The organism is Sorangium sp. So ce362, assembly GCF_051519845.1.
Taxonomy (GTDB): Bacteria; Myxococcota_A; Polyangia; order Polyangiales; family Polyangiaceae; genus Sorangium.
Genome location: NZ_CP150332.1, coordinates 11,456,437 through 11,479,122, shown reverse-complemented (window position 1 = coordinate 11,479,122; position 22,686 = coordinate 11,456,437). Strand labels below are relative to the sequence as shown.

The 22,686-nt window shown below is 72.9% G+C and carries 21 protein-coding genes; 10 read left to right on the top strand and 11 right to left on the bottom strand.

Going from position 1 to position 22,686, the window contains the following annotated elements; translation table 11 throughout:
- Positions 1 to 137: 137 nt before the first annotated feature.
- Positions 138 to 875, top strand: a complete 738-nt coding sequence (locus WMF17_RS44000) for a type 1 glutamine amidotransferase domain-containing protein (RefSeq protein ID WP_437646879.1) — start codon at positions 138 to 140, stop codon at positions 873 to 875.
- An 89-nt stretch (positions 876 to 964) separates the two neighbouring features.
- Here the strand turns inward: WMF17_RS44000 and WMF17_RS43995 are convergent, their stop codons facing one another.
- A complete protein-coding gene (locus WMF17_RS43995; protein ID WP_437646877.1) occupies positions 965 to 2,521 on the bottom strand; it encodes an FAD-dependent oxidoreductase in 1,557 nt (518 codons plus the stop codon).
- Positions 2,522 to 2,879: 358 nt separating this feature from the next.
- Between WMF17_RS43995 and WMF17_RS43990 the strand changes: the two genes are divergently transcribed.
- Together WMF17_RS43990 and WMF17_RS43985 are read left to right on the top strand one after the other, a co-directional pair.
- Positions 2,880 to 3,683, top strand: a complete 804-nt coding sequence (locus WMF17_RS43990) for a methyltransferase domain-containing protein (RefSeq protein ID WP_437646875.1) — start codon at positions 2,880 to 2,882, stop codon at positions 3,681 to 3,683.
- 400 nt (positions 3,684 to 4,083) lie between these two features.
- Complete coding sequence (locus WMF17_RS43985; protein ID WP_437599541.1) at positions 4,084 to 4,962, top strand: DUF4142 domain-containing protein; 879 nt, start codon at positions 4,084 to 4,086, stop codon at positions 4,960 to 4,962.
- 173 nt (positions 4,963 to 5,135) lie between these two features.
- On the opposite strand, the gene WMF17_RS43980 is transcribed toward WMF17_RS43985, so the two are convergent.
- Complete coding sequence (locus tag WMF17_RS43980) at positions 5,136 to 5,804, bottom strand: hypothetical protein (protein ID WP_437599540.1); 669 nt, start codon at positions 5,802 to 5,804, stop codon at positions 5,136 to 5,138.
- 194 nt (positions 5,805 to 5,998) lie between these two features.
- Here WMF17_RS43980 and WMF17_RS43975 point away from each other — a divergent pair, with 194 nt between their 5' ends.
- The 3 genes from WMF17_RS43975 to WMF17_RS43965 all read left to right on the top strand — a co-directional run bounded on the left by WMF17_RS43975 (position 5,999) and on the right by WMF17_RS43965 (position 9,550).
- Complete coding sequence (locus WMF17_RS43975) at positions 5,999 to 7,240, top strand: hypothetical protein (protein ID WP_437646873.1); 1,242 nt, start codon at positions 5,999 to 6,001, stop codon at positions 7,238 to 7,240.
- The gene (locus WMF17_RS43970; RefSeq protein ID WP_437646871.1) at positions 7,237 to 8,259 is read left to right on the top strand and encodes a tetratricopeptide repeat protein; all 1,023 of its coding nucleotides are present in this window, start codon (positions 7,237 to 7,239) and stop codon (positions 8,257 to 8,259) included. Before WMF17_RS43975 ends, WMF17_RS43970 begins: the two co-directional genes overlap by 4 nt.
- A gap of 196 nt (positions 8,260 to 8,455) precedes the next feature.
- On the top strand, positions 8,456 to 9,550 hold the full coding sequence (locus WMF17_RS43965; protein WP_437599537.1) for a hypothetical protein: 1,095 nt from the start codon (positions 8,456 to 8,458) through the stop codon (positions 9,548 to 9,550).
- 27 nt (positions 9,551 to 9,577) lie between these two features.
- On the opposite strand, the gene WMF17_RS43960 is transcribed toward WMF17_RS43965, so the two are convergent.
- Positions 9,578 to 10,420: a Uma2 family endonuclease gene (locus tag WMF17_RS43960; RefSeq protein WP_437599536.1), complete on the bottom strand. Its 843-nt coding sequence runs from the start codon at positions 10,418 to 10,420 to the stop codon at positions 9,578 to 9,580.
- A 380-nt stretch (positions 10,421 to 10,800) separates the two neighbouring features.
- On the opposite strand from WMF17_RS43960, the gene WMF17_RS43955 reads away from it, so the two are divergent.
- Together WMF17_RS43955 and WMF17_RS43950 are read left to right on the top strand one after the other, a co-directional pair.
- Positions 10,801 to 12,636, top strand: coding sequence for a TolB family protein (locus WMF17_RS43955; protein WP_437646869.1), 1,836 nt, complete (start codon positions 10,801 to 10,803; stop codon positions 12,634 to 12,636).
- A 363-nt stretch (positions 12,637 to 12,999) separates the two neighbouring features.
- A complete protein-coding gene (locus WMF17_RS43950) occupies positions 13,000 to 15,312 on the top strand; it encodes a beta-propeller domain-containing protein (protein WP_437646868.1) in 2,313 nt (770 codons plus the stop codon).
- A gap of 59 nt (positions 15,313 to 15,371) precedes the next feature.
- On the opposite strand, the gene WMF17_RS43945 is transcribed toward WMF17_RS43950, so the two are convergent.
- Positions 15,372 to 16,109, bottom strand: coding sequence for a glutathione S-transferase family protein (locus WMF17_RS43945; protein ID WP_437646866.1), 738 nt, complete (start codon positions 16,107 to 16,109; stop codon positions 15,372 to 15,374).
- Positions 16,110 to 16,192: 83 nt separating this feature from the next.
- Between WMF17_RS43945 and WMF17_RS43940 the strand changes: the two genes are divergently transcribed.
- Positions 16,193 to 16,918: a helix-turn-helix transcriptional regulator gene (locus WMF17_RS43940; RefSeq protein ID WP_437599532.1), complete on the top strand. Its 726-nt coding sequence runs from the start codon at positions 16,193 to 16,195 to the stop codon at positions 16,916 to 16,918.
- 13 nt (positions 16,919 to 16,931) lie between these two features.
- Here WMF17_RS43940 and WMF17_RS43935 read toward each other — a convergent pair whose 3' ends face one another.
- The 5 genes from WMF17_RS43935 to WMF17_RS43915 all read right to left on the bottom strand — a co-directional run bounded on the left by WMF17_RS43935 (position 16,932) and on the right by WMF17_RS43915 (position 20,114).
- Positions 16,932 to 17,273, bottom strand: a complete 342-nt coding sequence (locus tag WMF17_RS43935) for a hypothetical protein (protein WP_437646864.1) — start codon at positions 17,271 to 17,273, stop codon at positions 16,932 to 16,934.
- Entirely contained in the window at positions 17,273 to 18,226 is a 954-nt protein-coding gene (locus tag WMF17_RS43930; protein ID WP_437646862.1) for an esterase/lipase family protein, read from the bottom strand. The genes WMF17_RS43935 and WMF17_RS43930 overlap by 1 nt, the downstream gene beginning before the upstream one ends.
- 71 nt (positions 18,227 to 18,297) lie before the next feature.
- Positions 18,298 to 18,876: a Uma2 family endonuclease gene (locus WMF17_RS43925; RefSeq protein ID WP_437646860.1), complete on the bottom strand. Its 579-nt coding sequence runs from the start codon at positions 18,874 to 18,876 to the stop codon at positions 18,298 to 18,300.
- Between the two features lie 88 nt (positions 18,877 to 18,964).
- Complete coding sequence (locus WMF17_RS43920) at positions 18,965 to 19,234, bottom strand: DUF2277 domain-containing protein (RefSeq protein ID WP_437599528.1); 270 nt, start codon at positions 19,232 to 19,234, stop codon at positions 18,965 to 18,967.
- Between the two features lie 91 nt (positions 19,235 to 19,325).
- Positions 19,326 to 20,114 (bottom strand): Uma2 family endonuclease, encoded by a 789-nt coding sequence (locus WMF17_RS43915; protein WP_437646858.1) that lies wholly within the window; start codon positions 20,112 to 20,114, stop codon positions 19,326 to 19,328.
- A 185-nt stretch (positions 20,115 to 20,299) separates the two neighbouring features.
- On the opposite strand from WMF17_RS43915, the gene WMF17_RS43910 reads away from it, so the two are divergent.
- The gene (locus tag WMF17_RS43910) at positions 20,300 to 21,082 is read left to right on the top strand and encodes an HAD family hydrolase (RefSeq protein WP_437646856.1); all 783 of its coding nucleotides are present in this window, start codon (positions 20,300 to 20,302) and stop codon (positions 21,080 to 21,082) included.
- 71 nt (positions 21,083 to 21,153) lie between these two features.
- On the opposite strand, the gene WMF17_RS43905 is transcribed toward WMF17_RS43910, so the two are convergent.
- Together WMF17_RS43905 and WMF17_RS43900 are read right to left on the bottom strand one after the other, a co-directional pair.
- Entirely contained in the window at positions 21,154 to 22,092 is a 939-nt protein-coding gene (locus WMF17_RS43905; RefSeq protein ID WP_437646854.1) for a hypothetical protein, read from the bottom strand.
- 34 nt (positions 22,093 to 22,126) lie between these two features.
- On the bottom strand, positions 22,127 to 22,684 hold the full coding sequence (locus WMF17_RS43900) for a glycine cleavage system protein R (protein ID WP_437646853.1): 558 nt from the start codon (positions 22,682 to 22,684) through the stop codon (positions 22,127 to 22,129).
- Between the last annotated feature and the right edge of the window lie 2 nt (positions 22,685 to 22,686).

Sequence of the window (22,686 nt, the reverse complement as noted above, 5' to 3'; positions counted from 1 at the left end):
GGTTGCGGAGCGGGGCGCCGGCTCTAGGGTGCGTCGGAGGAGACATGTCCGAAGGGCAAAGAGGGCAGTACGATCAGGCACCTCCTGGCGCGATCCGAACGACACAAAGACACAATCGACCAACCGTTGAGGGCAGCATGAGGGAACGAAAGAAGCTTGCAGGCAAACGCATCGCGGCGCTCGTGGCGGACGGGTTCGAGCAGATCGAGCTGACCGTGCCGATGAAGGCGCTCCGCGCCGCGGGCGCGACGGTGGACATCGTCTCGCTCCGTCACGGCAAGATCCGCGGGATGAACCTCCACGAGCTCGGCGCGAGGGTGCGCGTGGACCGGACGCTCGCCGAGGCCGATCCGGCCGAGTACGACGGGCTGCTCCTGCCGGGAGGGTTCATCAACCCGGATCTCCTCCGGCAGAGCGAGGAGGCGCGCCGGTTCGTGCGCGCGTTCGACGACCTCCGGAAGCCGATCGCGACGATCTGCCATGGCCCCTGGGTGCTCGCGTCGGCGGAGCTCGTGAACGGACGGCAGCTCGCGTCCTGGCCCGGCATCCGCGACGACATCGTGCACGCGGGCGGCGTCTGGCGCGACGAGGAGGTGGTGCGCGACGGCAACTGGCTGTCGAGCCGCGGGCCGCAGGATCTGCCCGCGTTCGTGCGCGAGATGCTCGATCTGTTCGCCGAGACCTCGCCCATCCACGCCGCCGCGTCGCCGCTGGCCGCCGAGTCGTCGCCGGCGCGCACGTCGCCCCCGCTCGCGGCGCTCGGCGCCACGGCGTTCCTGCCGGCGCCTTCCAGGGCGCGGAAGATCCTGAGCGGCGCGGCCACGCTCGCGGTGGGCGGGCTGGCGGTGTTCGCGCTGCGCCGGGTGCTCCCGTGACGTGAAGCTCGGACATCGACCCTCCCCGCCCCGCCCGACGAACGCCCTCTCCGGGGGCCTACCGTCGGCCCACCATTGAATGGCCTGGCTCATCCGAATCGCGGGAAGAGGCCAGGGCCGTGCTTCCTGGCAGTCGCGAGCGGCGCCTCCCGGACGCGATCGGCGAACAGGATGTGATTCGCTGCTTCACGCCCCGTCGATACAGCCCTCTCCAGGAGGGCGGACGGGTACCTCGTGTGAACCCAGTCGCCGGCGAGCGCGAGGTTTCGCACGCCGGCGAGGAGCGCAAAGTCGCTGGTCGGGCGCTGCTTTCCCTGCCCCACCTCGAGCGAGGTGAAGTTCTGGAACGCGCCCAGCGAGAAGTCGAGCGCGCGCGCTCCGCGGAGCTCGGGGAGGACATCCTCCACCTCGCCGCGGATGGACTCGTAAATGACATCGGCGCCGAGGCCGCCGAGCCATGGAGTGTTGTAGAGGTGGAGCTCGACGACGGAGCCGCCTCGCTCGCGGGCCCACGCGGCCGATTGCTCCTCCAGCATGCTGAAGATCGCGATCAGGTTGATGGGGCGGTGCTGCGGCGTCTCGATCACGGCCTCGACCCGACGCCGGCGGATGGGCTTGTCGAACCAGCCGCGGAGCACGTGGTACGCGGGCGCGACGGCGAGCCGGCCAAGGCGGGCGCGGAGGGCGGTGAGCGCCGCCGCGCTCGCAGCGTCGAAGGGCACGGACCCAGCGAGGATCCGGTGGAGGCCTCCGACGTCGGACGCGAGCACGACCGCGTCGTAGCGCCCCGGCGAGCCGACCTCGCCGACAGCGCGGCCCGCTTCGAGGCGCAGCCCGGCCACGGGGGCGCTCACCTCCACGCAAGCTCCCAGCGAGCGGAGCCGCGCGCCCCACGGATCGATGAGCGCCGTGCCGTGATCGACGGTCGCGACCGAACGCCGGAACGCCTTCGGATGGCCGAGGAAGAAGAGGTGCATGTAGAGCAGCATCTCGGCCGCGCTGATCCTCGCCGGATCGTTCAGCGTCACGGACGCGACAGGGCCCATGACGATGTCCCAGAACCTGCGGTTCACCCGGGTGCGCCTCCCCCACGCGTCAAACGTCTCGTCATCGAACCGGCGGTAGTTCAGGTCGTGGTTGTACCCGACCAGCTCGCCGAGCGCGCCCCGCGCGCCGGCCACGTCGAGGACGCTCAGGTTCGGCGATTCCCTTACGACATTGAGGACGTTGAAGGGATACGGCCCGACGCTGCGGACGATCTCCGGCTTGTACGTCTTGAACTGGTAGTAGACCTCCACGAGCGGACGGAAATAGCGCTCGCGACCGAGGCGCCGGATGATGTCGAAGGAATTGTAATACTGCCAGAACCACATGTGGAGTCCGTGCTCCACGCGGAACGCGCCCGTGCGCAGCCGCTCGTCGCGCGTGTGCAGCCGGCCGCCCAGGACAGCCGCGGCCTCTTTCAGCGTCACCTGATACCCACGCTCGGCGAGCTCCAGCGCGGCCGATAGCCCGGCGACGCCTCCGCCGATCACGAGCACGCGCCGGGCTGCCCCGTCCGGCAGCCGATCCGCATCGCAGGGATTGCGCGGGCCGATTGTGTCAGGAGCGGAGGGTTGGTCCGGGATCATGTTCCAGCCGATCATGCGGGCGCCTCGCAAGCGCGATGCCCGCATGACGGGTGCTCGACGGGCGACTTCGTCACCAGGCGCGCGCGGCCCCGGGCGCCGGCGAGCGCGGCCGACCGGAGGGCGACGACGCCGTCGTGTGCAGCAGGCGCACGGGCACGGCGCGCCGCCGGGCCGCGCCCACCCCCGCGGCCCTCCAGGCCCCGTGAAGGCCCTCGCCTGGACGTATTCCCGGGACGAGCGCGGCTGCTCAGCCTGCGCCGAACAGCTCACCCTCTGTGTGTCGCTCAACAGATCGACCGGAAGGTACCCGGACGAGACACGCCGGGAGAAGTTCGCTTCTTCCTTCACGGAATCGACTATTATGTCCATTCCTATGGCCCAGAGCAGCTACGTGTTTGCGGGTTCGGAGCGTGCGCGAGAGCTGGAGCGCCTGCGGCGGATCGAGGGGTTCTTCGACCCCGGCACCTGGCGCCTGCTCAAGGCGTCCGGGATGGGCCCCGGCTGGAGCTGCCTCGAGGTGGGAGCCGGCGCCGGGTCGATCGCCTCCTGGATGACCGAGCGCGTCGGCCACGAGGGCGAGGTGGTCGCGGTCGACCTCGATGTCGGGTTCATGGATGCTTCTCGGCTGCCGGGCGTCCGGATCATCGAGGGCGATATCCGCCAGCTCAACTTCCACGCAGCCCGCTTCGATCTTGTGCACGCCCGCTACGTGCTCATCCACAACGCCGATTTCCAGGATCTCCTCGACGCCATGCTCGCGGCGCTGAAGCCCGGCGGCCGCCTCGTGCTCGAGGAGCCCGATTTCACCGCGGCCAGGGGCGCGTCGGGCCAGGATATCGAGGCCTTCGATCGGGTCAATCAGTCGATCCTCGCGATGTACCAGGCGGACGGCAAGGACCCGGGGCTCGGCCTGCGCCTGCCCGCGATCCTGACGTCGCGAGGGCTCGCCATCGAGGCCGTCGAGAACGAGGTGCCGCTGTGCCCGGGCGGCCACCCGCTGTCCGAGATCATGAGCCTCTCGGCCGCCCAGCTCCAGGACAGGTACCTCGCCACCGGGCGGATCAGCGAGGCAGATCTCGCCGGCTACGCCCGGTTCGCGGCCGACCCGGCGGCGTGGGGCATCTACTACGGCGCCGTCGGCGTCGTGGCGCGCAAACCGGCCAGGTCCGCGGACTGACGTCCCGCCCGGGTCGCCGGGAGCCCGAGCTCCGACCCTTCCTCCAGGAAAAGCGTTGATGTCCGCCCTGCCGCCTCCGTCGAGATCGGGCACGGCATCACGCCGATCCCCCGACAGCGCCGCTCCCCGGCCCCTGCCAGCCCTCCCGTGACGACGCCGTCGCCGCCGCCCCCGCAGCGACGGCGTCCGTTCAGCGACCTCGAGAAGTGGCACCTGCGCGCCGGTCCGTCGCGCGGTGCGGAGGGTTCAACCGATCCTGTGCGCTGGTGAGAATCATCGTTTTGATGAGCTCGCGCTTGCATATCCCCAGAGCAGCTCAAGATACATGACGGGGCGGGCCAGGCATCACCGCCAAGCGCTCCAGCGCCGGCACCGCTTCCGTCAATGACATGGGGGAAGTATGAGCATTCGAATCGATTCTCTTCGTTTTGCATGGATCGCAGGCCTGGCGCTCGGAGGAGCCAGCGCCTGCTCCGTCGCGGTGGAAGACGGTAACCTCGCAGCGGCGGACGAGGATCGCGCGGAAGAGGCGGTCGAGTCCGCCTCGCAGGCCTTCACGCTCTCGATCCCGGAGCTCGCCGCGGTGATCGCCGCCTTCGATGCGCTCCAGATCGCGGAGGCGCAGACCGCCCTGATCCACGCGACGGACGCGTACGTCATCGAGCTCGCCCAGGAGCTGCTCGAGCACCACACCGCCGCAAGCCAGCAGCTGCTGGCCGCGCTCGGACAGACCGGCGTGGTGCCGCAGGAAAACTCGATCAGCCGGGCGGTCATCGAGCAGGGCACGGCGGATCAACAGTTCCTCGAAGGGCTCACAGGGGGCCAATTCGACTGGACGTACGTCAACCTCCAGATCCGTCGACACGAGGAGTTCCTCGTCCATCTCAAGGAGCAGATCGTCGTCGTCGGGCCCGAGCTGCACCCGGGGATCTCTCACCTCGTCCCCGATATCCGGAGCGCCACGTCGCGGCACCTCACGTTCGCCATATCGCTCCTCCCGCTCCTCGGTACCCCGTACGTCTCGGAGCACGGCAATTCGACTCGCGCGCCTTACTACGGCGGCAGCTCGCCTTATTACGGCGGCAGCTCGCCTTATTACGGCGGCAGCTCGCCTTATTACGGCGGCAGCTCGCCTTATTACGGCGGCAGCTCGCCTTATTACGGCGGCAGCTCGCCTTACTCGTCCACACGCACGCCCTACGGGCCCTACGGGCGCAGCACGTCGCTCGGCTCCGGCGCGCCCAGCCCGTATCCCCCGTATTCCGGCCATCGCCCGTGAGCCTGGCCAGCAGGGAGCGAACGCCGCGCACGCCCACGCCTGGCGCTGTCTGACGGGCCGCGGCGCGGCCGAACCGTCGAGCCGGCGCGCCCCCCCCCGCGCCGCACGACGAATGACGGGCTCCTCGGGCCTGCCTTCTCCCGGATCCAGGGACGAGCGTGAGCGACGAGGTACTACAGCCGGCGCCGCGCCCGGCCGCGATCCGGGATCACGCCGTGGATCTCCGGCTCGCTGAAGCCGGCGGCCTTGTAGAGGCGCTTCAGGTGCACGAGCTCGATGTGCGCGCTCTTCGCCACCGCGGCGCGGATGCGATCGAGCACGCTCAGCCGCTCGAGCGGGAGCCGGGTCGCCTCGACCGTCGAGCGCAGCGCCGCGGCGGCCGACTTCACCTCGGCCGCCGCCGCCTGCGCCTTGTCCAGGCTGAGCTTCGGGTGAATCCCGGAGCCGAGCAGCTGCGCCAGCACCTCCAGCCGATCCGGCTGCCCGGTGATGTCGCCGTCCTCGTGGTCGGCGAAATAGGCCATGCCGCCGGGGAACAGGATCGACAGCGCAGGATCTGCGGAGGGGCGCCCCACGGCGTTCCACACGTCGTCGGCGACCTTGCCGAGCGCGTCGTCGGCGCGCGCGGACTCGGCCTCCACCTTGGCGAGCAGCGGCTCCGCCTCGGACCGCGCGGCGTTGCGCTGGGCCTCCACCCCGTCGAAGAGCGTCAGCACGGGCACGAGCCGCTGCTCGGCGAGCTCCCGGAGGGACCCGCCCTTCGCCGAAGCGCTCTGGAGCGTCGCGCGCACGTCACCGATGATGTCGTCCGCAGGCGCATCCTTGCGAATCACCTCGCCCATGATGTCGATCCTCCTCTGGCCTCACGAGGCACCAAGGCTGCGGAGTCCGGCGATACACGACCCGCGAACGCCCCCCGTTGCGCTGTCACCCCGGGCACCATAACGGACCATCGCCCGCCCGATCAACCGGATCCCAGCCCGCCGCCTCGGGTCCGACGTGGGCCTCCGGTGGGCGTCGCTGGTACACTCCCGCCGTGCACCTCGGTTCGCTGCTGCTCCCGGCCCTGCTGGCCCTCCCGCTCGCCGCGCACGGCGGACAGGGCAGCGGCGATCTCGTCGCCGCCGCCGCGGCGGCAGGGCGGCCGCCCGAGTGCTCGGCGCGGACCCGCCGGGCCATCGCACGTGGACCCACCGTCTGGGAGAGAGCGCGCGCTCCGGAGCTCCCGCGCTACTGCGACCTCCTCGCGCGCGGTCAGGCGCAGCTCGGCGGCGACGCCGAGGCGGCGCGCGCGTCGGCGCGCCTCGCCGACCAGATCCTGCCGGGGCGCGCCGCGCCGCAGGTCCTGCTCGCGCGCGCCGCCCTCGCCCTCGGCTCGCCGGCGGACGCCGCGCGCGCCTTCGACCGCGCGCGGAGCATCGACCCGCGCAGCGTCGAGGACCCGCACACGCTGCACGATCTCGCCCGGTCGCTCGCCCGCACCGGCAAGCGTGACGAGGCGATCGCGATCTACCGCGCGCTCGTCCCGCGGATCGACCTGCTCGGCACCGCCGACCAGCGCGCGCTCGTGCTGCTCGAGGCGGCGCACCTGTCGATGGCCGCCGCGGCCACGGAGCCGCCGGCCGGCGCGCCCGCCGAGGGCGCCCGCAGCGACCTCGACGAGGCGATCGCCTACCTGCGCGAGGCGCGCCAGCGCACGCAGACGCAGCTCGCCCGCGACGTCACGCTGTCGCTCGCGCTCGCGCTCGACCGCGCCGGCGACAAGGCCCAGGCCGACGCCGCGCTCGAAGGCGACGCGGGCGACGCGGCAGCCGGGGCCGATCAGCGCGCCCAGGCGGCCGCCCGCGCCCGCGCCGAGGCCGCCCGCGCCCGCGCGGCCGACCACCGCGCCCAGGCGGCGGCTCGCGCCCGCGCGGCCGACCCGCACGCCGGCGCCGCCGCGCGCGAGCACGCCGCGGACGACCTCGCCAGCGCGGCGGCGCGCCTGCGCACCCTCGACTACCTCGCGGTCCCGGAGGACAGGCTCGCCCTCGAGGCGCTCGCGCTGGAGCGGACCATGACGGCGGCGGCGATCGCGCGCTGGGAGGCCTACCTGTCGGGCGCCGGTGGCCAGGGGGCGTGGGCCACGGCGGCGCGCGCGCGCCTCGACGCGCTCCGGAGAGGCGGCGGAGGGGACCACCGGCCCGCGCGCGCTGCGGCGGGGGGACCGGCCGCGCGCGCCCCGCGGGAGCGCGGCGCGGCTCCCCCGCCCGGGCCGAACGCGGGGGGCGCGCGATGAGCCGGCGGCCGCGCTTGCCCGGGCGGCCGCGCCTGCCCGGCCTCGCGGCGCTCCTCTCGTTCGCGCTCGCGGCGGCGCCCCTCCACGCGGCGCCGACCGTCTGGTCCCGCGCGCTGGATCCGGCGGCCGACGAGCGCGCGGAGCTCATCTCCGAGGCCGACGCGCTCCTCACCCGGTACGACCAGCTCCGGCGCTCGCCGCTCCTGGAGCGCGTCGAGGAGATCGGCCCGCTCTGGCTGCGCGAGGCGCGCGCCCTGTACGAGCGCGCCGGCGCGGCGACCTCGCGCGCTCCGTCGGTGCGGCTGCGCTACGCCGACATCCTGGAGCACCTCGGCGACGTGCAGGGCGCGGTCGCGACGCTCGAGGGGCTCCTGCGCACCCACCCGCCGGCGCCCTCCCGGGCCGACGCGTGGCACGCGCTCGCGGTCTGCTATGCGCGGCTCGGCAGGTACACGGAGGAGATCAAGGCGTACGACGAGGCGCTCGCGCTCGAGCCGCACGCGGCGTCGCGGGCCCTGCTGCTGGCCAACCAGGCCGAGGCGTACATGGCGCTCGGCGACATCACCTCCGCCGTCGAGGGCTACCGCGCCGCGCTGGCGGCGCTCGGCTCGCTCGACATGTTCCGCTACGGCGTGACGACGCTCTGGGGGCTCGCCGTGGCGCTCGACCGGTCGGGCGACCTGGAGGGCGCCCTCGAGCACATCCGGCTCGCGAGGACCTACGACCGGAACGACCAGCAGATCAACGGCTCGGGCTGGTTCTACGTGCCTCCGTACGACGAGGCCTGGTATGCCGCGGTCGGTCACTGGGCCGCAGCGCGGAGCGCCGAGCTCGGCGCCGCGCGCGCGGAGGCCTACCTGCGGGCCGTGGATGCGTGGGCGTCGTACATCGCGCGCGCCCCGGGAAACGATCACTGGCTGCCGCTGGCCAAGGCGCGGCGCGTGCAGTGCGAGCGGGAGCGCGAGCAGACGCTGAAGCGCCTGCGCAAGCCCGCGCACGGCCCACCGCAGCGGCGCTGAGCCGAGGCGCGGGTCAGCTGCGTACGGGCCGCCGCACGTCGCTCCCGCACATCGCCTCCGGTCGCGCTCCGATCGCGCTGCAGCGGCAGGCGAGGACGCCCCTTTACGACCCTGCCCGGCGGGTTCACCCTACCGAGGTCGCCCTCGCGCGCGGGGGCGGCGCCGGCCAGCTCACCCCGAACGGAGAACCGTCGAGATGCGCGACTCGGTGTTCAATGAGACGGTGATCTGGTCCGGACGTCCCAAGGTCGTCGCGACGCCGCTCCTCTACGTCGTGGGCGCGGTGGTCTGCGGCGTCACCTCCGCGATCAGCACGGCGTCCGCCATCGTGGTGAGCAAGGCGCTCGACGCGTCGCCGACCCACCTGCTCGCCTTCGCGGCCTGGATGGCGAGCCTCACGGTGGCGTTCAGCTACCTGCCGCGCTGGTGGCGCTCGGAGCTCGAGTACCAGCTCACCGACCTGCACATCGTGGTGCAGCGCGGGAAGCTCCGGCGCTCCATCGAGCGGCGGTCGATCAGCTACGCGCGCATCCACTGGCATCCGAAGCACCCTGGCGTCGGCGACCTCGAGCTCGTGAGGGCGGTGCCGACGGGCGCGCTCCGCCGGCGCCTGTCGATCGTGCTGAACGGCGTCGCCGCCCCGGATCGCGTCTGGGCGATCCTGCGGGGCGTCGTCCCGTCGGCGCCCGCGGGCGACGGTCACCGGCTGCTCTCGCAGCGCCTCGACGAGGGCGAGCGGGTGCTCTGGTCGGCGCACCCGGCCGACGGCTGGCACAAGTGGCTCCCGAGCGGCCTGCGCGGCGTCGGCTCGGTGCTGCTCGGCGTGCTCCTCGGCAGCTTCGCGGTGGTCACGGCGGCGCACGCGGTGCGGAGCATCCGCATCGTGACCGCGGCGGGCATGGATCGGGAGAGCGTGTCCTTCGTGGCGCTCGTCGCCTCCCTCTCGCTCACGATCGTGCTGCTCGTCGCCGCAGGGGCGGCGATGCTCTATGCGTCGGTTGTGCGCCCCGCGCGGCTCGCGGCGCGGACGCGGTACCTCATCACCGATCGGCGCGTGCTCATCCAGCGGGGCGAGGAGGAGCTGCACCTCGATCGTTCGCGCATCGTCGACGTGATCGACGCGCCGGGCGCCGGAGGCCTCCGGGACGTGTTCCTCGTGCTCGACGGCCCCCGCGCCCGCGCCGTCGCCGCGAGCGGCGCCTTCGGCGAGGCCTCGGGCGCCGGCCTCCAGCCGGTGCTGCACCGGGTCGCGGACGTGGACTCGGTGCGCCAGATCCTGCGGCCGGCGTAGCGCCCGGTCCGCGCCGACGAGCGCCGCTCACCGGCGCGCGACGCGGGCCTCCAGGTCGCGCACGCGCGCCTCGAGCTCGCGCACGCGCGCCTCGGCGGCGGCGCGGGCGCGCTGCTCCGCGACGCGGGCGCGCTGCTCCTGGGCGCGCACCTCGCCCTCGGCGCGCAGGGCCTCCTCCTCGGCGGGCACGAGATCCGTCGCGCGGGAGGTCCGCGCGACGCGCAACGTCGGGTGCTGGCCATCCTTCAGCACGACGACGTGCGCGTCGAACGCCTCGACCCAGAGAGGATCGGCGCCGGCGTGGACGCGCAGGTAGGTGCCGTCCGGATCGCGGCGGTAGAGCTGCAGCGGCACCCGCTCCTCCGCGAGCGGCACGCGGACAGAGGCCGCCTCGGGATCGAAGAGCAGGAGCTCGGGACAGCCGAGCTGCCAGTACTTGGCCGGCGTGATCTCGTACGCCCGGCGCCAGTCGCCGGAGACGATCTCCAGCGCGAACCGCGGCGGGCGATGGCCCGGCAGCCACGTCTGCCACTGCCGCGGCAGCGGCGGCAACGGGCGGTGCTCGAGGACGTAGAGGTCGGGCAGGACGCGCACCAGCGGCTCGCCCCGCACCCAGGCGAAGGCGTGGTCGGTGCCGGCGTACCAGTCCACCCAGCCGCGCTCGCGCGCGAGCTGCGCGAGCACCGAGAGCAGCAGGCGGACGATCCCGGACCGCTCGGCCTTGCCATGGCGCTCCGCGTCGTCGGGCAAGTACCAGCCGGACCAGTCGATCGCGGCGCTGGCCTCCTCCGGCGATAGATCGCGGAGCACGAGCGCGCGGGGCGACCGCCGGGGGTTGAGCGGGAACCCGATCCGATTCGACGATGCCACTCGAGGAAACTAGCACCCCGGCGGGCCCGCGGCGCGATGACCCACAACGCGACGCCCCTCCTCGGACGACAGGGTCCTGCGACAGGCTTGACAGGGACAAAGGTTCCTGTCTTCCTACCTGCTCAGATCTTTCTTCATATCGTCCATGCCGGGAAGGGGCGGCGCCTCGCGCTGAGCGATCTCGCGATCCGCTGCTGGTCCACCCTGGAGCTCGGCGGCGAAGCAGCAGCACCACGGTACCCACGCGACCATCGCGTCAGCCCGGCTTCGGGCGCGCGAGGAGGCGAGCACCCGCGGATCCCGACGGCATCACCGCTCCGGCAGGGCGGTGTGCTGGTCCGGGCGGACCGAGCCCTGGGCGCGCGCACGGAGGAACCTGAATGAGAACCTTGCAGCAACGGATCGGGACTCTATTTGTCGGCTCTGTCTGCGCGGTCGCCTGCGCGGCAGGCTCGGGGGGCTCCCCGCAGCCCCAGGGCACCGGCGGCTCGGGCGGGATCCCGGACGACATCGGCACAGGGACGGGAAACATCTTCGACGTGGGCAGCGGCGGCCCCGTCGAGCCGCCCCCCTGTGACGTGTGCGAGGACTTCCCCGCGGCCCCGGTGCTCGACGACCGCGGGACGCCGCCGCCGGCGAACGCGCCCGAGCTGTTCGGCGATCCAGCCAGCGGCGCGCCGGGCGGGCCGTGCCTCGCCGAGCCGGAGATCGGGGCGCTCTTCCCGAGCAACTGGCTGCGGCCGCGGTTCCGGTGGACCGCGCCGCAGGGGCAGGACCTGTTCGAGATCCGCGTGCACGCCGACCGGGAGAAGAACGACCTGGTCGTCTACACGACGAACAGAGAATGGAAGATGCCCAAGGACATGTGGGAGAACCTCGCCGCGCATGTCCGCAACGAGCCGATCACCCTCACGATCCGCTCGGTGTCGACGAGCGCGCCGGGCGCGCCGCTGATGGGCACCTCCGGGCCGATCACCATCGCCCCGGCCCCGGCCGGCGGCAGCATGGTGTACTGGGCGGCGATCGGCGAAGGGCCCGCGGACGCGTGGCTGGAAGGGTTCGGCGTGGGCGAGGAGGGCGTCGTCAACGCGCTCAAGGTCGAGCAGGTGCAGCAGGGCGGCCGCAGGACCGAGAACGGCGGCCTCCGGGACCAGGGCGCGGTGAAGTGCATCGGGTGCCACACGTCGACGCCGGACGGCGAGTCCGTCATCTTCACGGATCACTGGCCCTGGGGCCTCGCCATCGCCTCCGTGCAGAAGGACACCGTGGGCGAGGTCCCCCCGTACGTGACGCCGGGCGGCTCGGAGGCGATGGCCCAGGCCTGGCTCGGCGCGCCCAAGATGTCCCAAGCGCACTTCTCCCCCGGAGACCGCATCGTCGTCACCTCCTATGGCAGAGATCGCGGCACGGTCTGGGACGGCGGGTCGTACAGCACCATGCCGAACGCGCGCCTCGCGTGGTTCGACCTGGAGTCGCCCGTCCCGACCTATCCCCTCGACGCCAACCCCAACCTGGTCCAGCAAGAGATGGCCGCCGCGGAGGGGACCGCTTACGGGTTCATCGCGCGCGAGGGCGATCCGCGCGGGGCGCTGATGCCGGACTGGAGCCACGACGGCAACACCCTCGTCTACGTGTCCACCGACGCCGGCAAGGACGGGCGGATCGCCGCCGGCTCAGGCGATCTCTACACGGTGCCCTACAACAACCGGCAGGGCGGCGCGGCGACACCCCTGCAGGGCGCCGCGGAGCCGGCGTTCAACGAGTATTACCCGGCCTTCTCGCCCGACGACCAGCTTGTCGCGTTCAACCGGACGCCGGGCCCGGGAGAGATGTATTATAACCCCGCGTCCGACATCCATGTCATCCCCTCCGCCGGCGGCGCGGCGACGCGGCTCGCGGCCAACGACCCGCCGGCCTGCCTCGGGGTCTCGAGCCCGGGGATCCACAACAGCTGGCCCAGGTGGTCGCCGGAGGCCACGACCGTCGACGGCAAGACCTATTACTGGGTCATCTTCTCGTCGTCCCGCGACGGCTACACGCTCCAGAAGGACTCGAACAAGAAGGCTTCGCAGCTCTACGTGACCGGCGTCGTCGTGGAGGGCACGACGGTGCGCACGTACCCGTCGATCTACCTCTGGAACCAGACCACGGGCACGAGCAACCACACGCCCGCATGGGACGTGTTCAAGATCCCCCCCGCGCCCGTTCCCCTCTGAGCGCGCTGGCCGCCTCATCGCGTGCCGGTGGAAGTAACCAGTCACACCCTCCCCATGGCACACGTGTGCCAGACGGACCTCGCCAGTGCATGCATGTCGTGCTTGCCGCGGCGCGGCAAGCCCGCAGGCGCGCGGATCGCCGCGATTCGCGGCCATCCGAGCGAGCGGGCGGATGGCGCGGGCCTTGCCATGGTGCCGGGCACCATGCGAACACACCGCGCCCACTCCTCCCTCTGGCTTCTCATCGCAACAGGCCTCCTCGCCGCCGGATGCGATGCGGGGTCCTCGTCCGGCGAACCTGAGACCACGTCGCAGCGCGCGCCGCTCCACCGCGCTCAGTCGTGCGACGACCTCGAAGCGCTGTTGAAGCAGGACGCGCTCGCCAAGATGAACGGCCAGATCGACGCCATGATCGCGAGCTATGCCGTGTATGGCGACATCCGCGGCGGCGGCTTCGACGCAGGCGGCGTCGGCGCGACGCCCGGGGGGGCGGAGGCGCCCACCGACGCGCCTTCCCCGGCGCCGCCCCAGTCCGACAGCGGGGCAAGCAGCGGGGAGGGCGCGGCGGCGGACGACAGCGCCGGCCCGGCCCACTCCGACACGAACACCCAGGTCGCCGGCGTCGATGAGGCGGATATCGTCAAGACCGACGGCAACAACCTCTACATCCTCCACGGCGAGAGCTTCTACACGCTGGCCGCGTGGCCCGCGTCGTCGCTCGCGGTGGGCAGCTCGCTGGCGATCGAGGGCAGCCCCCTCGAGATGTTCGTGGCGGGCGACCAGGTCGTCGTCTACTCGTCGGTCAACGGGACACCGATCTACGAGGCAGCGGGCGTCGAGCCGCGGCCGGGGTACTACGACTACCGGCTCATCGACATCGGCATGGCCGGCGTGCCCGCAAACGCCGGTTCGCCGAACGCCGGGACGGGAAACGACGATGCGCCGGTCCCCGCCGAGGGCGGCGGCTCGATGCCGTCTCCGGGGGGCGCCGAGCCGCCGGACAGCGCCGACATGCCGGCGCCCCCGCCGCCGGACGGCGACGACAAGCCGGCGCCCCCGCCGCCGGACGGCGACGAGACGCCGACCGAGCCCGTGCCGCCGGACGGCGACGCGAGCCCCGAGGACCCGGCGACCGACTTCGCCCCGCCGCCCGACGTCTACGCCCCGCTCACGAAGCTCACCGTCCTGAGCCTCGCGAGCGGCGCCCCCAGCGTGGTCAAGGAGCTCTACTTCGAGGGCGGCCACGCCTCGGCGCGGCGCACGGGCGAGAACGTCCGCACGGTGCTGACCGGCGGCGCCCACGGGCCCGCGCTCAACTACTGGCCCTCCAACCTGACCGTCTACCCCGAGACGGCCGAGGCGTGGACCGCGGCGTTCGAGCAGCTCCGCGCCGAGAACACGGCGCTCATCGAGGACGCTCCGCTGTCGGCGTGGCTGCCGTACCGCTTCGAGAAGCAGGGCGAGACGGTCACCGAGCTCGGCGCGAGCTGCGCGGACTTCTACGTCCCGGAGGCGGGCACGACGTCGTACGGCCTGACGCAGATCGAGTCGATCGACCTCGCCGACCTCGACGAGGCGCCGGAGTCGACCTCGATCATCGGCGCCACCGACACGGTGTATTCGAGCCACGACGCCCTCTATGTCGCCGCGCGCGGCTGGCAGGAGCCGACGTCGCCGGAGGGCGACGAGAGCGTTAGCCCGGACTCCACGCACCTGCACAAGTTCGATCTGGTCGCCGACCCGAGCCAGCCCCGCTACGTCGCGTCGGGCTCGGTGCCCGGCCACATCCTCAACCAGTTCTCGCTCGATGAGCACAACGGCAAGCTCCGCGTCTCCACGACCGCGAGGATGCGGTCAGCGACCGAGTGGACGACCAGCAACAGCGTGTTCGTCCTCGAGGCGCAAGGGACCGAGCTCGCGCGCATCGGCGCCGTCACCGACCTGGCCCCCGGCGAGCGAATCCAGTCGACCCGGTTCTTCGGGGATCGCGGCTACGTCGTGACGTTCCTCCGGGTCGACCCGCTGTTCGTGCTCGACCTCTCCGACCCGGCGTCGCCCTCGGTCGCGGGCGAGCTCAAGATCCCCGGCTTCAGCGAGTACATGCACCCGCTCGGCGACGGGCACCTCCTCGCGATCGGCAGGGATGGAGACGACAACGGCGTGGTGACCGGCCTGGCGCTGCAGATCTTCGACGTCACGGACCCGTCGGCGCCGGCGCTCCTGCACAAGGAGACGCTCGATGGGGATTACACGTACTCGGAGGCCGAGCACAACCACAAGGCGTTCACGTACTACGGCGAGCGCGACGTGCTCGCCTTCCCGGTCGTGAGCTACGATCGGGAGACCGGCGCTGTCGCGAGCACGCTGGAGCTCTTCGACGTCGATATCGCCGACGGCTTCAGCCACCTCGGCGCGGTCGACCACAGCGGCTTCTTCAGCGCGACGTCGGGGTGCTACTACGGCGGCGCCGGGGTGCGGCGCGGCGTGTTCATCGAGGACCACGTCTACTCGATCTCCTTCGGCGGCGTGATCGCGAACGCGCTCGACGACCTCGCGACGCCGGTGGCGTCGCTGCCCCTGCCTGCCCCGGCCTCGTGGGGGTCCGCCTGCGGCGGCGGCGCCGTGGGCTCGCCCACGCCGACCGAGCCCGCGCCGGCTCCCCCCGCCGAGGAGTAGCGCCGGGCGGCGGAACGCAGGCCGCGGCGCCCCGCCCATCGCGCGGGGCGCCGCGGCGGTCAGGCCCCCGGCCGCGCCGGCCGGGGCGCCTCCCACGGGTGATCCGGGTAGAACTCCCTCATCAGCCGCGCGGCGTACGCGACGAGGTTCGCGAAGCCCTCGGCCCTGCGCCGCAGCGGCGAGTCGAAGAACGGCGTGAGAATGCCGGCCAGCACCGCGAAGGCGGTCGCGTCGACGCCCGCAGGGCGCCCGCCGAAGAGATACGGCCTGTCCCCGAGCAGCACCGAGAGCGCGGTCAGGGAGCGCGCGCCGAGCTCGACGACCTCCTCGTCCGAGTGCCGTGCGACGCCCACCGCGCGGAACGACTCGCGGACGCGCGCGAGGAGCTCCTCGCGCAGCTTCGGGCGCAGCTCCTCCGGCGCGCCGTCGACGAAGTGCGCCGGGCCCTTCGCGAAGTTCTCCGGGATGAGCCAGCGCGCGTACCCCGAGGTCGCGGCGAAATGGTCCTCGAGCATGCGCTCGATGGCCCACGCCTCGGCGCGCTGCCGCGCGTCGAGGCCGGCGTCGAGATCCTTGCCGTGCTTGCGCTCGAGGTGCTCGCGGATGAAGTGCGAGTCGGCGATGCGCGCGCCGCCGTCGTCGATGAAGGGGAGCTGCCCCTTCGGCGACTGCTCGAGCCGCGCCTGCTCCTTCCTGTAAGGCAGGCCGAGGAGCTTGAGCTGGACCTCTGTCTTTGTCACGTAGGGGCTGGCTTCCGGCAAGCCGAACAGGGGGCCGAAACCGTACAGGATGATCATGCGCAATCTCCGAGAGCTTGGGTCCGTCGTGGACCTCGCTTGATGTAGCCCCGCCCTGCTGACAACCTTGTGTCAGCATCCTCGTGCGACGCGCCGATCGACTGTTCCAGATCCTTCAGATCCTGCGCCGGCAGCGGTCGCCGGTCACCGCGGCGGCGCTCGCCGAGGAGCTCGAGACGTCGAAGCGCACGGTGTACCGCGACGTGGCGGATCTCCTCGCCCAGCGCGTGCCGATCCGGGGCGAGGCGGGCACCGGCTACGTGCTCGAGCGCGGCTTCGACATGCCGCCGCTGATGCTGACGCCCGACGAGATCGAGGTCGCGGTCCTCGGCGCGCAGTGGGTCGCCCACCGCGGGGACGCCGCCCTGCAGCGGGCAGCGCAGGACCTCATCGCGAAGATCGCCGCGACGGTCCCCGAGCGGCTGCGCCCGTTCGTGCTCGAGCCGGCGACGGGCGCGCCCCCCGCGTGGGACCAGGCCCCCGACGCGCTCGATCTGGCCGAGGTGCGCGCGTCGATCCGCGCCGGCACGAAGATCGCGCTTCGTTACCGCGACGAGGCGGGGCGCGAGAGCGAGCGCGTCGTGTGGCCCGTCGTGGTGGGGTATCTCGAGTCGACGCGCATGCTCATGGCATGGTGCGAGCTCCGCCAGGACTTCCGCTCCTTCCGCACGGACCGCGTGGTTGGCGCCACGTTCCTGAAGGAGCGCTACGGCGAGAAGCCGAGCGCCCTGCGCGCGCGGTGGCGCGCGACCCTGCCGAGGCGCGGCGAGCCGCCGAAGGGCATCCGCGCGCCGTCGAGCAGGGGGTGATCCCGGCCCGGGCTCACGTCACCTCGTCGTCCGGGCTCCGGGAGGGCGCGTCCGGCGCGGCGCCCGCGCTGCCGTCCGGCGCCTCCGCCGGCCGTGTCCTCTGCTCCACGAGGAAGAGGGCCACATCCACCGTGCCCCCCACGGCGCGGTTGACGAGGCGGATCGCCCCGTGGACGCCGGACACCGTCATATCGTGAATGAGGCGGATCCCCCTCACGGGCGTCTTGATCGGGGGAATCTGCTCCAGCAGGTCGAAGGGCAGCTTCGCCGCGTGCTTCTGCAGGCGCTCCACGCTCCGGGAGCCGTGGTCGACCGCGTCCTGCACGAGGTCCTTCAGGCCGCGCCACCGGTCCATCACACCGCCTCCTCGCACCACGCGCGGATCTGCGCGTAGACGTCCGGGTCGTGGGCCAGGCGCAGGTGTCCGAGCGACGGCATGACCCGCGCGTGCTCTTGAGGGAAGGGCGAGCACCGGTCGTCGGCGACCGCCCGGCCCGTGGCGCTCCGCAGCGAGACCATCGCGTCCCCGAACAGGAGAGAGAGCCTCGGGTCGGCCGTGAGCGCGCCGGCGATGAGGTGATGGCGAATGTGGGGGAGCAGGGGCACCGGATGGCGGCGATTCTGGAGCAACGCGTCCGCGCCGGCGCCCTCCCAGTCCTCGCGGCGGAGGTTGGCATGAGCCAGGTCCTTCATCCCGCCGCTGCGGAGGTTCACGATGTCGGCGATGAGCTTCGTATACGGATTGTCGATGCTCGCGAGCGCCCACGTGACCACGTTGCCAAAGCGCTCCAGCGGGGCGCCGAGGTGCGGTGTGCCGAGATAGAAGGCGCGCTTGACGAGGGGCAGCCACCTTCGATCCCTGTCGCTCGCCGCGTGCGCGGCGCTGCGCGCGACGAGGCCGCCCATGCTGTGGCCGATGAGGACCAGCTCCTCCACGGGAGCAGGATGGGCGCAGACGAGCTGCTCGAGGAGGACATCCAGGGCTTCGCCGTTCTCGGAGACGCGGAGGCCGCTGTTGTACCGCACGTAAAACGGCGTGTACCCGAGGTCGCGCGCAAGGAGCGATCCGTACGTCTCGCCGTCCGGCATCGTCCAGATCTCCTCGGTGCTCATCAGCCCGTGCACGAGCACGACGACGCGCGACGTGGCCTGGGCAGAGACGCCCGCGGCGACCGCCCTGGCGAGCGACACGGGGTGTCCGTCGGGGACGAGCCGCATCTCGGTCGCGAGGCCGTTGCTGGTCCGCTTCAGGTAGTCGCCGAGGACCCCGTTGAGCACCCCGACGACCCGCTCCAGGTTGTTTCCCATGCGACGATCCGGCCGCATCCTGGCACGGATGGGCGGCGGGTGCGACGCCGGGCGCCCGCCGCGCTCACCCTTCAGCCGGCGTCGAGCTCGAAGGCGCCCTCGTAGATGGCATCGACCGGAAACGTGGCGCCGTTCGCGAGCGTGATCGCGCCTCCCGCCTCGATCACGCGGTAGCGCCAGGACCCGTCGGCCTCGCGCCGGAAGTGCTCGACGCGTACCGAGAGCTGCGAGACGAGCAGGTAGTCCGTGAGGGACGGGATGCGCTGGTAGGCTGCCCACTTCTCACCGCGGTCGTACGCCTCGGCGCTGGGCGACAGGACCTCGACGACAACGCTCGGATTCGCGAGCACGTCGCTGGTGCCGGGTTCCATCCGTACACCGCCGCACGCAACGACGGAATCCGCATAGACGTAGCGCTCCCCCTGCTTCGCGGAGATCCGCTGTTCCGGTGACAGGACATGGCACGGCTTGCCGCGCACGGCCGCGCGGAGCTCCGCGCCCACAGCGTTCGAGAGGACGTTGTGCCGCGGGCTGCCGCCTGCCATCGCGAAGACCTCGCCGAGGTGATACTCGTGCTTCGCGTCCTGCTCGCGCTCCCACTCGAGATACTCGGCAGCGCTCATGCGCCGGGTGGTGGCGGCGTCGCCCATGCGCGCGAACATAACGTAACAGCAGGGCCAGAGCCAGGCTCGGCGGCCCGGGCTGCGGCCGGCCGCCCGAGGGGAGCGGACCGGCGCGTCAGGCGCCGAAGCGGCGCGCGTTGCGGACGCGGGCCTTTGCGGCCTCGACTTCCTTGTTCCTGGGCGGCGCCGTTGTCTCCAGCGACTCGACGAGCCGGCGCGTGACGGCGGTGATGTCGTCGACGGCTTGCTCGAAACAGGCGACGTTCTTGCCGCTCGGGCTGCGGGTCCCGCTCACCTTGCGCACGTACTGCAGGGCTGCCGCCCGGATCTCTTCCTCCGTCGCCGGCGGCTCGAAGTTGAACAGAAGACGGATGTTTCGACACATGCCGCGAGCCTACCGCCGAACGCGGCGCGCCGCCAAAACCGGCGCGGCGCTCCTGTCCAGCGCTGTGGCGCCGCGCTCCGCGCGACGAGCGTTATCGCGGATCCAGCTGCTCCAGCTCGCGCACCCGCGCCTCGAGCTCGCGCACCCGCGCCTCGGCCGCTTCCCGGGCGCGCGCGTCGGTCGCCGCGGCTTCTTCCTGGGTGGACACGAGCTCGCCCTTGCCGTCCGCGCGCGCGAGCCGGAGCCGCGCCTCGGCCGCGCTGCCGACGACGCAGAGCCAGCTGTCGAGCGCCGGGCTCCACGCGGGGCCGGCGCCCGCGTAGACGCGGACGTACGCGCCGTCGGGGTCGCGCCGGTAGGCCTGGAGCGCCACCCTGCCGGCGGGCGGCCGCTGCGCGGCTGCCTGCGGATCGAAGATCGCGAGCTCGGGACAGCCGAGCTGGCAGTACTTGAGCGGGATATCCTCGTAGGCCTTCTGCCAGTCGCTCGTCACGATCTCGAGCGCGAAGCGCGGCGGCCGGTGGCCGGGCAGCCAGGTCTGCCATTGCTTGGGCAGCGGCGGCGCGGGCCGGTGATCGAGGAGGTAGACGTCCGGCGAGACGCGCACGAGCGGCTCCTCGCGCACCCAGGCGAAGAACCGCTCCGAGCCGGCGTGGTGGTCGGTCCAGCCGCGCTCGCGCGCGAGCTGCGCGATCGAGGACAGGAGCAGGCGGGAGACCTCGTCGTGCTCGCCCCACGCGCCGATGCCGTCCGAGTCGTCGAGGTACCAGTCCGACCAGTCGACTGTCGCGCGGAGCTCCTCGGGCTCCGGGTCGCGGACGACGAGCGCGCGCGGCAGGCGCGTCGCGTGGGGGTGGGCTCCGGTGCGAACAGGCGGCACGAGCTTCCAAGGTAGCACCCCCGGCGCGGCGGCGGGAGGCGGGCGGGCGCCGCTGGCGGCGTCGGCCGGCGCATCGCTGACGCAGGCAGGCGCGATCGGGCGCGGGCGGCGCAGGCGGCGCATCGATCGGATCGCCAGGGCGCCCCGGGGCTCCCGGTACGGCGCGCCGGCGCCATGTCGGCGGCATGCGTTTCGAGGGGGTCCTCTTCGACGTGGACGGGGTGGTTGTCGACTCGCCGCACGAGCGCGCCTGGCGCGAGGCGCTGGAGGCGCTGATGGCGACCGAGTGGCGCGCGATCGCGCCCGAGACGCGCTACGCGCCCGAGCGGTTCACGACGGCCGTCTACCAGGGCGAGGTCGCCGGCAAGGCGCGCGAGAGCGGCGCGCGCGCGGCGCTCGACTACTTCGGCGTGCCCGACACCGAGGCGCGCGCGCGGGTCTACGCCGAGCGCAAGCAGGCAATGCTGCTCCTGAAGATCGAGGCGGGGGAGTTCGTTGTCTTCCCTGACGCGATGCGGCTGATCCTGGGGCTCAAGGCGCGCGGCGTGCCCATCGCGGCGGCGTCGTCGTCCAGGAACGCAAGCGAGCTCCTCCGGAGGATCCGCGCCGACACGTTCGCCGAGCAGCAGCGCATCCGCCGCCCGCCCGTCGCGCCGGGCGCGACGCTGCTCGACCTGTTCGACGCCGACCTCTGCGGCGCTGCGGTGGCGCACGGAAAGCCGGCGCCGGACCTGTTCCTGGCCGCCGCGGGCGCGCTCGGCGTGCCGCCGGCGCGCTGCCTCGTCGTCGAGGACGCCCCCTCCGGGGTGCAGGCCGCCAAGGCGGCCGGGATGACCGCGCTCGGCGTGGCGCGGCTCGCCGACGACGCGCTGCTGGCCGCCGCGGGGGCCGATCGCGTCGTGACGACGCTCGACGAGGTCGATCCGGACGCGCTTGTCGAGGGGCGGATCGCGGCGCGCGCGGCGTGAGCTGAGGCGCGCCTCGTGAGCCCCGCGCGCATCACAGCGCAGCACGCCCCGGCGTCGGCGCGCGCCGCGCCTCAGCCGCCTTGCTTGCGCACGACGGCGAGGCTCCAGATCTCCCCGGCGCTCGTGCCCACCCACAGGGTCGGCGACCCCTTGCCGGCGACCACGAGCACGGCGGGCTCGCCGCGGGCGCCGAGCGTGACGCTGGCCGTCGGCGCGAGCGGCGCGCCGGAGGCGGCCTCGATGGCGGCGCCGTCGAACAGCGCGACGCGGCCGTCGGCGAAGCACGCGAACAGGCTGGACTCGAGGACGGCCACGTCGGCGACCGGATCGGCGAAGGCGAGCATCTTCGCCGCGAGCTTGCCGGACGACCGCACGATCGCGCAGACCGCGCTCGCGCCGCGCTTGTACACCGCCGTCAGCTTCGGGCCGCCGCGCACCCGGTCGAGGTTCTGGGCCGCGCGCGGCAGCGCGGCGCGCAGCGTCGGGCCCGGCTCGGGCGTCGCGCCGGGGTGGACGCGGAGCTCGCCCCCCTCCCCGGCGACGTCCATCACCGCGTGCGTCTCGGTCTCGGTCAGGTCGAACGCCCGCGCCGAGCCGCGCACCGCGAACGTGCGGCCGTTCACCTCGGTCCGGTCGAGCTTCAGCTCCGTCGCGCCGCCGTCCCAGCCCAGCGCCAGCGCCGTCTCTCCGGACGGGCGCGTCGCGAGGTGCCGCGCGTCCCGGCCGACCTGATCGAGCTTCGGGCCGTGGGTGATGCCGAGCAGCGCCCAGACCGCGTCCTCGCTCCGCACGACGGCCACGTCCTTCGAGAGCAGCGCCACGTCGTGCGCCGAGGACAGCGACAGGTTCGTCGTCTTCGCGCCGGCGCCGCCGATCGGGCAGACGCCGAGGCGCACGGGATCGGTCGAGACCATCGCGACCAGGCCGGGGCTCGCGAGGAACGCGGCGCCTCGGATCTCCGCGTCGAGGCCGTGCACCTTGCGGGGGGAGCTCAGATTGCTGAAGGGCATGGCCGATGAAGATACCGGTTCTCACGGGGCAGCGTCAGCCCTTGATGAGCGAGCGAACCTCGATGTCGAGGTTCTCGGACTCCGCGACGGCGTCCATCGCCTTGCGGAGCTGGGCGAGCGACACCCCGACGGGGACGTCGACGTGGGCCTCCATCCGGAAGAGCTGCGAGCCGGTGACGGGCGCCTCGTAGGCGGAGGTCTCGAGCGAGACGATGTTGACGCCGGCGCCGTGGAGCGCACGCGACACGGCGCGGACGATCCCCTCGTGGTCGAGCGCGTCGACGGAGATGACGCAGGGGATCGTCGCCGCGCGCCGGTGCGACTCGGGGCTCTTGGTCCTGCGGCTCTGCACCGTGAGCCCCGTCGCCCGGGTGAGCGATCCGGTGTCGCGCTCGACCGCCTCGACCGCGGCGGGGGGCCCCGACGCGAGCAGGAGGATGCCGAACTCGCCGCCGAGCACCGCCATGCGGCTGTCCTCCACGTTGGCGCCGCGCTCGGTCAGGTAATGGGTCACCTCCGCGACGAGGCCCGTCCGGTCAGGGCCGAGGCAGGAGAGGACCAGGAAGGCTTCGGGCTCGGGCGTCGTGGTCATGC

Coding starts and splice junctions, on each gene's coding strand:
- WMF17_RS43995 (WP_437646877.1), bottom strand. CDS start 2,521: ATGATCGGCTGGAACATGATCCCGGACCAACCCTCCGCTCCTGACACA.
- WMF17_RS43945 (WP_437646866.1), bottom strand. CDS start 16,109: ATGATCATCCTGTACGGTTTCGGCCCCCTGTTCGGCTTGCCGGAAGCC.
- WMF17_RS43920 (WP_437599528.1), bottom strand. CDS start 19,234: ATGTGTCGAAACATCCGTCTTCTGTTCAACTTCGAGCCGCCGGCGACG.
- WMF17_RS43970 (WP_437646871.1), top strand. CDS start 7,237: ATGAGCCGGCGGCCGCGCTTGCCCGGGCGGCCGCGCCTGCCCGGCCTC.
- WMF17_RS43990 (WP_437646875.1), top strand. CDS start 2,880: ATGGCCCAGAGCAGCTACGTGTTTGCGGGTTCGGAGCGTGCGCGAGAG.
- WMF17_RS43935 (WP_437646864.1), bottom strand. CDS start 17,273: ATGGACCGGTGGCGCGGCCTGAAGGACCTCGTGCAGGACGCGGTCGAC.
- WMF17_RS43925 (WP_437646860.1), bottom strand. CDS start 18,876: ATGGGCGACGCCGCCACCACCCGGCGCATGAGCGCTGCCGAGTATCTC.
- WMF17_RS43955 (WP_437646869.1), top strand. CDS start 10,801: ATGAGAACCTTGCAGCAACGGATCGGGACTCTATTTGTCGGCTCTGTC.
- WMF17_RS43905 (WP_437646854.1), bottom strand. CDS start 22,092: ATGCCCTTCAGCAATCTGAGCTCCCCCCGCAAGGTGCACGGCCTCGAC.
- WMF17_RS44000 (WP_437646879.1), top strand. CDS start 138: ATGAGGGAACGAAAGAAGCTTGCAGGCAAACGCATCGCGGCGCTCGTG.
- WMF17_RS43980 (WP_437599540.1), bottom strand. CDS start 5,804: ATGGGCGAGGTGATTCGCAAGGATGCGCCTGCGGACGACATCATCGGT.
- WMF17_RS43910 (WP_437646856.1), top strand. CDS start 20,300: ATGCGTTTCGAGGGGGTCCTCTTCGACGTGGACGGGGTGGTTGTCGAC.
- WMF17_RS43965 (WP_437599537.1), top strand. CDS start 8,456: ATGCGCGACTCGGTGTTCAATGAGACGGTGATCTGGTCCGGACGTCCC.
- WMF17_RS43930 (WP_437646862.1), bottom strand. CDS start 18,226: ATGGGAAACAACCTGGAGCGGGTCGTCGGGGTGCTCAACGGGGTCCTC.
- WMF17_RS43900 (WP_437646853.1), bottom strand. CDS start 22,684: ATGACCACGACGCCCGAGCCCGAAGCCTTCCTGGTCCTCTCCTGCCTC.
- WMF17_RS43985 (WP_437599541.1), top strand. CDS start 4,084: ATGAGCATTCGAATCGATTCTCTTCGTTTTGCATGGATCGCAGGCCTG.